The 9,184-nt window shown below is 38.7% G+C and carries 9 protein-coding genes and 1 pseudogene; 3 read left to right on the top strand and 7 right to left on the bottom strand.

The window, feature by feature from the left end:
• Positions 1-381: TRAP transporter large permease subunit (locus tag ACEW8O_RS21745; RefSeq protein WP_373496732.1), on the top strand; the 381-nt coding region annotated here is incomplete at its 5' end.
• Between the two features lie 147 nt (positions 382-528).
• Here ACEW8O_RS21745 and ACEW8O_RS21740 read toward each other — a convergent pair.
• From ACEW8O_RS21740 to ACEW8O_RS21720, 5 genes are all read right to left on the bottom strand, one after another.
• A complete protein-coding gene (locus tag ACEW8O_RS21740; RefSeq protein ID WP_373496731.1) occupies positions 529-1,407 on the bottom strand; it encodes a PIG-L deacetylase family protein in 879 nt (292 codons plus the stop codon).
• A 256-nt stretch (positions 1,408-1,663) separates the two neighbouring features.
• Positions 1,664-1,816: a lmo0937 family membrane protein gene (locus ACEW8O_RS21735; protein WP_373496730.1), complete on the bottom strand. Its 153-nt coding sequence runs from the start codon at positions 1,814-1,816 to the stop codon at positions 1,664-1,666.
• Between the two features lie 286 nt (positions 1,817-2,102).
• Entirely contained in the window at positions 2,103-3,026 is a 924-nt protein-coding gene (locus tag ACEW8O_RS21730) for a formylglycine-generating enzyme family protein (protein WP_373496733.1), read from the bottom strand.
• Between the two features lie 241 nt (positions 3,027-3,267).
• Positions 3,268-3,873, bottom strand: coding sequence for a hypothetical protein (locus ACEW8O_RS21725; protein WP_373496729.1), 606 nt, complete (start codon positions 3,871-3,873; stop codon positions 3,268-3,270).
• Positions 3,873-4,514 carry a DUF4136 domain-containing protein gene (locus tag ACEW8O_RS21720; protein ID WP_373496728.1) on the bottom strand — a complete coding sequence of 214 codons (642 nt, stop codon included), beginning with the start codon at positions 4,512-4,514 and terminating at the stop codon, positions 3,873-3,875. The genes ACEW8O_RS21725 and ACEW8O_RS21720 overlap by 1 nt, the downstream gene beginning before the upstream one ends.
• 152 nt (positions 4,515-4,666) lie before the next feature.
• Between ACEW8O_RS21720 and ACEW8O_RS21715 the strand changes: the two genes are divergently transcribed.
• Positions 4,667-5,416, top strand: coding sequence for a DUF2490 domain-containing protein (locus ACEW8O_RS21715; RefSeq protein ID WP_373496727.1), 750 nt, complete (start codon positions 4,667-4,669; stop codon positions 5,414-5,416).
• A gap of 92 nt (positions 5,417-5,508) precedes the next feature.
• Here ACEW8O_RS21715 and ACEW8O_RS21710 read toward each other — a convergent pair whose 3' ends face one another.
• Complete coding sequence (locus ACEW8O_RS21710) at positions 5,509-5,964, bottom strand: copper resistance protein NlpE (protein WP_373496726.1); 456 nt, start codon at positions 5,962-5,964, stop codon at positions 5,509-5,511.
• A 294-nt stretch (positions 5,965-6,258) separates the two neighbouring features.
• On the opposite strand from ACEW8O_RS21710, the gene ACEW8O_RS21705 reads away from it, so the two are divergent.
• The gene (locus ACEW8O_RS21705) at positions 6,259-8,793 is read left to right on the top strand and encodes a glycogen/starch/alpha-glucan phosphorylase (RefSeq protein WP_373496725.1); all 2,535 of its coding nucleotides are present in this window, start codon (positions 6,259-6,261) and stop codon (positions 8,791-8,793) included.
• 80 nt (positions 8,794-8,873) lie between these two features.
• On the opposite strand, the pseudogene ACEW8O_RS21700 reads toward ACEW8O_RS21705, so the two are convergent.
• Positions 8,874-9,184 (bottom strand): annotated as a pseudogene (locus tag ACEW8O_RS21700) (lipase family protein); the annotation flags it as partial.

Here is a 9,184-nt window from a genome sequence, read left to right as displayed (position 1 = left end):
ATCAGTGCTTCATTGCTTTCCGTCTCTGACAATATTTTTGTCATTTTGATTTTGATCAATCTGATCTTATTGTTTGTGGGGATTTTTATGGACATGACTCCGGCTGTCTTGATTTTCACCCCGATTTTCCTTCCTATTGTGATAGAACTTGGAGTTGATCCGGTTCATTTTGGCATCATCATGATTTTGAATCTCTGTATAGGCCTTTGTACACCTCCTGTTGGTTCAGTTCTTTTCCTGGGTGTGCAGGTAGCAGGTATCAGTATTGAAAAGGCCGTCAAACCATTGATCCCATTCTTTATCGCGATGATTTTAGGATTGATAGTGGTAACACTTTGGCCGGGACTTTCCTTGTGGTTGCCTAGGTTGTTTGGATTGTAAGCAAGGGAAACAATAGACGAAGCGAGAACCGAGAGACGAGAAGCGAGACGGCTAGACCTTTGAGGTTTTCAAAACCTCGAAGGTCTTTGTAGGGGCAGGAGTCAAAAACTAACATTGTTGCAAGAAACAGAGAGCTTTATAATTCAATCACCGCCCAATCATTGGAAACAATCTCCTGATATCCTGTTCGGATGGTCGGGAACCATATTCACAGATTTCAAAAAGCTCTACCTGTTGTAATTTTGATGAATTTTCCTTTCCATACCATTTTTCCACTATCTGTAGAGATTTTGGACTAACTGAACTCAGTCTTTTTTCCTTTAACCATTTTATTCTTGCTCCTTGATCTACAGGAACTTCATCAGCATATCCGCCGATCCATGGTAGCCATTCGTAAAATTGTGATTCATGGGCATCAAGTGCGTGGATTTTCTTGTCCATAACAGAAGTGATGTCAATGGCAATATCCGCTTGAAATGGATTTGGTTTTTGAAAATTATCCTGAAAATATAGAAACACAGGATTTTTAGATAGAGGAGGAGTGTCTGCTGCTATATTTGGAACACCGACCATGTAGGCAGCATCCTGCACCAAGATGGCCGTATATCTGTGGTCAGGATGGTAATCATTGGTCCGGTGGGAAATCACCACATCGGCATTCCATTCCCGGATTTTTCTGATAATATCAAGTCTGATAGGCAATGTTGCCAGTAATTCCCCGTCATGATGGTCCAATACCTCATAAGTTATTCCCAACCTTTTAGCAACTTCCTGGGTTTCTGCCACCCTTCTTTTGGCCAACATACCTCCTCCCTGCTCCATATGTCCTGCATCGCCATTGGTCACAGAGATAAATTTGACCTGATGCCCCATTTCTACAAACAGGGCAGCAGTGCCACCTCCTTTGATATCGCAATCATCGGGATGAGCTCCGATCATGATGATTTTAAGTGGTGTCTCCTGGGCATTTGTAAAGTTTATGGTGAAGAGGTAGCAGATTAGGGTAATGTATAATGTGGTTTTCATGTTACAAAGTCTTGGATTAACAAGAAAGTTAACCAAAAAACTACTATTTGATAAATTTCTGCTAATGAAAATGATTTGCTGAGAAATGCTACACCAATAACCTTTGGAATGTAGCATACTTATAAAAGTATTTTTTTGACTTAAATGAAGGAATTCAAAAAAATAATACACCAAAAAGACAGTAATTTAAACTGTCCTTTGGTGTACTTTAGTTGTGGCAACAATTAATGTTGCTTTAATTTAATCCAAATTCCGGTTAGACCCGACGTCCTGATATAACATTATAGATAATGGCTATAACTGCCAATACGAGCAAAATGTGTATCAATCCACCCACACTATAAACAAAAGCTCCAAATATCCACCCGATTATCAAAATCACGGCGATCAAATACAAAATATTTCCCATTTTTTTTTAATGTTTAAAATTCAAAATAATTTTTTTTATTAAAAAACTCAAACTTTATGCCTAAATCTGAGTGATGTAATACTGATCCAATTTAGCACATATTTTTAGGAATACAATTTTTTTGATGGTAATAGTGGGTAATTCCTGCCCCAACTTGGGTAAATTAATTTAATTTAAATCACAATATGTATCAAAATCACCGTCCTATACAATAGAAAAATCAGATCTAGTCAGTTTTTCCACTCATACACCTTTTTTTTTAATGAGCATAATCAGGTCTTTTTTTTTACTTCACACATCTGAACCCAACATTCGATGTACCACTGTCATAGGCATGCCCTTGACGGGCTGAAGGGCGATAATTGATACAATAATCATCTGCACAAAGAAACGAACCTCCTTTGATTACTTTTTCCAGAGCAAATGGATTTTGGGGATTATAACATTTATTGATGGCACTGTCCAAAGGTGGGGCATTTCCGGCTATCCTGTTGAATTGTATGGCATCAAACCAATCGGAAGTCATTTCCCAAACATTCCCGATCATGTCATAAAGCCCGAAATCATTAGGAGAAAAACTCTTTATGGGAGAGGTTCCCTGAAATCCATCTTCTATTTTGTTATCATGTGGAAAGGTGCCCTGAAAAGTATTGGCCATAAATGCGCCATTTGGTCTCAATTCAGTTCCCCAGGCATATCTCTGATGTTCTCTTCCGGATTTTGCGGCATATTCCCATTCTGCTTCCGAAGGCAATCTTTTTCCTGCCCAATTGGCATAAGCTTCTGCATCCTCAAAGGCAATATGTACAACGGGATGGTTTTCCCTCCCCCTCAGGTTGCTTTCCGGCCCTTCAGGATGTTTCCAATTGGCTCCAGTAACCCATTTCCACCACTGGCTGATGTCATGTTCCCTTGTAGATACAGGGTGGGAAGGAGGAGTAAAAACCAATGAACCGGGCTGCAAATCTTCCTCGGGGGGGTTGGGAGTTCCGGGCGGTAATTGAAGTTTCATTTCTTCCCAATCCACCGGGCGTTCTGCGAGGGTAACATATCCTGTTTCTTCCACAAACTTGGCAAATTGAGTGTTTGTCACTTCTGTTTCATCCATCCAAAAACCTTGGACCTCCCTTTTTACTGCGGGTCTTTCCACTGCATAGGCGTCAGTTTCATTGGTGCCCATATAAAAACTCCCTCCTTCAATCCATATCATCCCATCTTTACTCTGGACTTCTCTTTGGGAACTTGTTTCATTTTTTGACTCGGTTTTGGTTTGGCAATTTGTCAAAAGCAAAATTGAAATAAACAGAAATGATATTAAGAGTAATGGTGATTTCATAGGTTAAATTCCTTAAGATTGGATTTTAAAGGTAGCTTTAGCTGATTATTTTTACAATACTGAATATGAAGAATGGCACAAAATAACTTGAGTTAATTTAAGAATCAGGTTATTATCATCTTTGTGTTACGACAAAGCCCAGGTTAATACCCAGTGCAGATTGTGCAGGAAGTCTCGATCCACCCAATGTGTTGTAATATTTTCCGGAAAGTTTGATAGCCACAAATTCACTCAATTGGAAAATGGAACCTAATTCCGGCTTAATTCCGATCTGAAAGGAGTTTAATCTTTCCTGAAATATTCCCATTTCAATTCTTTGGGTATTTATCATGATACCGGCCCCCAAAGAAACATAAGGACGAAAAGAACCTGGTTCGTTAAAGAAATAGATGACAGCAGGCATAACCGGAACGAGGTTATGGAAACGGAATTGTGTGCCTGTAACAGATAGGGTACCACTTGTCAGTGTTTCTCCTGATTTTTTCTCGAAAAATGAAGTAAATCCAATTTCACCACCAAACCCAAACTTGGAATCTAACATCATATAATACTCGATATTTCCGCTTCTGGCACTTGGAACCCCGATAAAATTTGCGGTATTTCCAGTAGGTATCATTGGTGCAAAATTAAACTTGAGATAAGTAATCTGTCCGAAAGATTGAATGCTGAACAGCATGAATGTTAAGAGAATAATATAATTCCTTGATTTATTATAAGTCATTATCTGGTTAAATAAGGGGATTGAACAAAAGCCTGATCTATGGTGCGAACTATTCTATTGGCATTGTCACCTGTGGATCCTGATACAATTCCATTGATTACAGAAATCCAATGGACAGGAATTTGATTTTCTGAAGTAAGTTCTTTTGGATTGGTCATTTGGATCAATACCGTCCCGGTTTCCACAGAAGTGATGGCCGCAGGCAAGTATCCTGGGTAAACCCAATCCCATACCGGTGAAAAATCGGGGTAATACCAACCCCAAAACCACCAATCATATTCATAGAATACCCTATTCCCATCAGTAATGGAAGGTAAAATTATCAAATCAGGATCATTGAACTCATTCACTTGGATATATCCCCTCGCGGTCATATTGCTGCGAATCCTATCCAAGATGGCTTGACTGATAATAAAATCCGCAAAAGGAGGTGTAGTCCCCGGGTTTTCAACGGTCTCTCTGTCAATTAAGATGACATTTTCCGGCATTGAATAAGTAGCTGGTGTGCCAAAATCATAGCTGGGATCGAAATTGGTATATACAAGATCCAATACATCGATTGCATCCGGTCCATCAGGTACACAGGCATTGGTAAATACTATAATTAAGAAATATATAATAAGATAAAAGCAACTTTTCATAAGCTTACTAGAAATATAGATATACTTGAATATAACAAGATATTGCTTAATTGTTGTTTGTTTATAAAAATTTTGGAGATAGTTTTAATCAATTGAATTGACCCTATAATGTCATTTTAAATTAATGTGGATCAATAAATATTATACATTTTATGAAGTGGTTTTTTATTTTCCCGCTTTTGTTGCTGACACATCCATTGAGTGCACAGCGACAAACTCAGGTCAATACAGAAGTGTGGTATGGGTTAATGACATCGGGTCAAATAGCACCTAATTGGTCATTTTGGCTTGATACCCACCATGTTCCGGAGTTGTTTCTGATACTACGCGGAGGATTGACATTCCATACCGAGGATCAAAGGATTGCAATCACCGCCGGATATGCCAATTTGAGTTTGACAGCTCCTTTTTCGGAAGGAAAACTCATCAGACCTGAACATAGGCCATGGGGCCAGGTAGTGTATAGGTTACCAACCCAAACTGATTTTTCGGTTAGTTTGAGGTATAGACATGATGCCAGGTACAGGGGTAATTTCAGTACCACCGAAATAACAGATGGATTTTCACTCAATCACCGGATGCGCTTTAATGCCAGTTTAAGGTATAACTGGAGAAATGCTCTTAGTCCACATTTCAATTTCTCTGCCACTTTGTTCAATGAGTCTTTGATAACTGTAGGACCTGCCCCGGTGGACAATCCTTTTGAGCATAGGATTTTTGTCTTGTTCAGTTTTCAGAAAAAGGCGATCACCTTATCTCCTGGCTATCACATCAGGTTAGCTACTCCGAACCCGGAAACAATTAGAATCAACCACGGATTGTTCTTGTGGATCACTATCAATTATAAATTCAAAGATTTCAGACGGCATAACCTCAAGGAATTCCCAGGTGACCATATATAAGAAAAGGATGTCGGATTTTACCCCGACATCCTAAATTATTATTGATGTGATTTAAATTATTGTTTTCTTACTACACCTTCTTCTATCATTCTTTATTTTTTGTTCAATTCGTAGTTGTCAGCCAAATCACCGGTAATCCGATTACCTTCCGTATCAAGGTGAATAAGCACGTTTTCACCTACAAAATATTGGTTTGGCAATTCTTCCTCATTGAGGGTAATGGTGTTTCCTGCTCCATTCCAGGAGAAAGTCCCCGCACTTTCGAAAACCTTGTTGTCATCTTTTCCAAGATAAGTGGTTTTGCGGGTATATGAATCTCCGGGCCCAAGTTCCAAGGTCACTTCAATACCCTCACAATCGGCACAGGGCAGTACCCCATGATAAATCCCCAGGTAATCCAAGGAAATCTCGGCAGTATGGTGGTCAATAAATTCCTCAAACATTTCATCATCAATTATCAGATCATCTTGATTGGTTGATTTTTGGCAAGAAGCAATTGCAAGCGATCCGGTCAGAATAAATAGGAGGAAATATTTTATGGTTTTCATATTAAAATAAATATTTAATTTTTGCTTGAATATACTATCAATTCATAACTGAACAAAATTAAATATAAATTTTCAAATTATTATTTTAACAATATATAGGATTGGGGATAATCTACGTGGGCATGTATAGGGAAATATCAGTACTGGCGAAGGTTTGGGAGTCCCCGCTTGGACATAGGAAAAACAAACTTGATTTTTTATAAATGATGTTTTGATTAACTTTCCGGGATATTTGGACTGGAGAATTTATTAAATAATGTTTAATCACTCCCAAAAAATTTAAATCAGGAAAAAATGAAAAAATCTCAACCTATAAGAGAAATAGCTGCTAAGAATATTGAAAATAAACAAACTACAGTGATAGAAGATGCCCGGACAGGACTAAGTGTTGAAGCGTTGAAAAAAGCAATTTCAAATAACCTTTTTTATGTACAGGGGAAATACCCGGAAATAGCCACCCGAAATGACTATTATATGGCAATTTCCTATGCGGTAAGGGACAGAATGCTACAGAGATGGACCTCATCTGTAAAGCAATACATAGAGGGAAAAAACAAAATCGTTTCTTATCTATCAGCAGAGTACTTGTTGGGCCCACATTTAGCCAATAATTTAATCAATCTTGATATTTATTCCCAAATGGAAGAAGCTGTCAATGAATTGGGGATTAATTTGGACTGGCTTATAGAGAAAGAAATTGAACCTGGATTGGGCAATGGTGGCTTGGGAAGATTGGCTGCATGCTATATGGATTCTTTGGCAAGCTTAGAAGTACCTGCAATAGGATATGGCATCAGATATCAGTTTGGGATATTTGAGCAGGAAATCAGAGAGGGGTGGCAGGTAGAAGATACTGACAACTGGCTAAGAAGAGGCAACCCCTGGGAAATTGCAAGGAGAGAAGTCAGCTATGATGTAAAATTGGGAGGCCACGTTCAGCGTTATATTGATGTCAAAGGTAAGCTTATCAACAATTGGATACCGGATTGGGTGGTCAAAGGAGTAGCTTATGATACACCAATATTGGGTTATCAGGTCAATACTGCCAATACCCTTAGACTTTGGAAATCCGAAGCACCGAAGACATTTGATTTCCAATCATTCAATTCGGGGAATTATAACAGTGCAGTTAATCAAAAAATCATCTGTGAAAATATCAGTAAGGTATTATACCCAAATGATGATCAGATAGAAGGTAAAAAACTCAGGTTACAACAGCAATATTTCTTTGTATCCTGTTCTCTACAGGATATGATCAGTATTCACTTGAGAAGTGGTGATAAAATCGAGAATTTCCATGAAAAATTCGCTGTGCAGCTGAATGATACTCATCCGTCCATTGGAATAGCAGAAATGATGCGATTGCTTATGGATGTGCACAGAATGGAATGGGATGATGCCTGGAAATTAACAACCCTAACATTTGCTTACACAAATCATACCCTTTTGCCTGAGGCACTCGAAACATGGGATTTGGAGTTGTTCGGTTCTGTATTGCCTCGGCATCTCGATCTGATTTATGAAATCAACAGGCGTTTTATGGATCAGGTAACCTTGAAATTTTTTGGTGATCATCAGAAAATCAATAGCCTTTCTCTGATAGGAGATGGCCCAAGAAAATACATTAAAATGGCCAATCTTGCCAGTGTGGGTAGTTTTGCTATCAATGGTGTAGCTGCTCTTCATACCGAGCTTTTGAAAAAAACAGTTTTGAAAGACTGGTTTGAACTTTCTCCGGAAAAATTCAGCAACAAAACTAACGGGGTAACACCCAGGAGATGGTTGGTGTTGAGCAATCCTCTTCTTACTAAGTTGATTAGCGGCAAAATAGGTAATACGTGGATCAAACACCTGGATGAACTCAGGGGTCTGGAGAAATGGGCAGATGATCCCGAATTCCAAAAAGAATGGATGGAAGTCAAACTGGAGCAAAAGAAAATATTGGCCCGAAAAATCTACAACCGACTAGGTATCAAAGTCAATCCGGAATCAATGTTTGACATACAGGTCAAGCGTATTCATGAATACAAAAGGCAACATCTGAACGTGTTGCACATTATTCATCTCTACAATAAGATCAAACAAAATCCGGACATAGATATAGTTCCCCGGACCTTTATTTTTGCTGGAAAAGCAGCTCCCGGATACCGAAGAGCAAAACTGATCATCAAATTGATCAATGCTGTGGCTGATGTGGTCAACAATGATCCGGATGTGAAAGACAGACTCAAAGTGGTCTTTTATCCAAACTACAATGTGACCAATGCCCAGGTAATCTATCCTGCAGCAGATCTATCTGAGCAGATTTCCACAGCAGGCAAAGAAGCCTCCGGAACCGGAAACATGAAACTTTCAATGAACGGCGCCTTAACAGTCGGTACATTGGATGGAGCTAATGTGGAAATCAGGGAATGTGTGGGAGAAGAAAATTTCTTTCTCTTTGGGCTGACCGCAGATCAGGTAGAAGAAACAAGGAGAAAAGGATATAAACCTTGGGAATATTACCAAAAGAATAAATCCCTCAAAAAAGTACTCGACCTGATCAACTCAGGATATTTTTCCCATCTGGATCCGATGATGTTCAAAGAACTGACGGAATCTTTGATATATGATGACCAATTTCTTTTATTAGCTGATTACGAGTCTTATGTTGAAGCACAGGATAAAATTGATGAAGCTTTCAGGGACAAGTCCAATTGGGCAAAAATGTCAATTCTCAATACAGCCAGAATGGGGAAATTTTCCAGTGATAGAAGTATCCGTGAATATTGTGATGAAATCTGGAAGGTCAAATCAGTGCCGGTAGAACTGATCGATAATTCGAATTAAATCAAAGATTAATTAGCAATAAGCTCTCCGTATCCATTAAAAACCTTGAATTCGGTATCATTTGATTGATACCTCACAATTCAAGGTTTTTCTTTTTCATTCGGGGAATAAGGCAAAAACATTCTTTCGGCCAATTCTATGTAAGGTGTGTGCACATGATGCATAAATATAGTTTCAGGATTGTCAGCATATTTTTCCCGGTATTGATCGTTAGGGACAAGAACAATCGTGGTCCCTGTTCTGACATATAGGTTGCTGGACACAAACTCAGGTTTTTGAAATTCCGGTAAACTTTTTTTAATAAATATACTGGCCTTATCTCCCAAGTATTTTTGAAAATTTCTCTGGGCTTTTCTGGTGGGTTTATCCAATTGGTTAAAAACCCTCCTCA

Source organism: Aquiflexum sp. (assembly GCF_041749095.1).
Taxonomy (GTDB): domain Bacteria; phylum Bacteroidota; class Bacteroidia; order Cytophagales; family Cyclobacteriaceae; genus Aquiflexum.
This window is presented reverse-complemented; position numbering and strand designations above follow the sequence as displayed.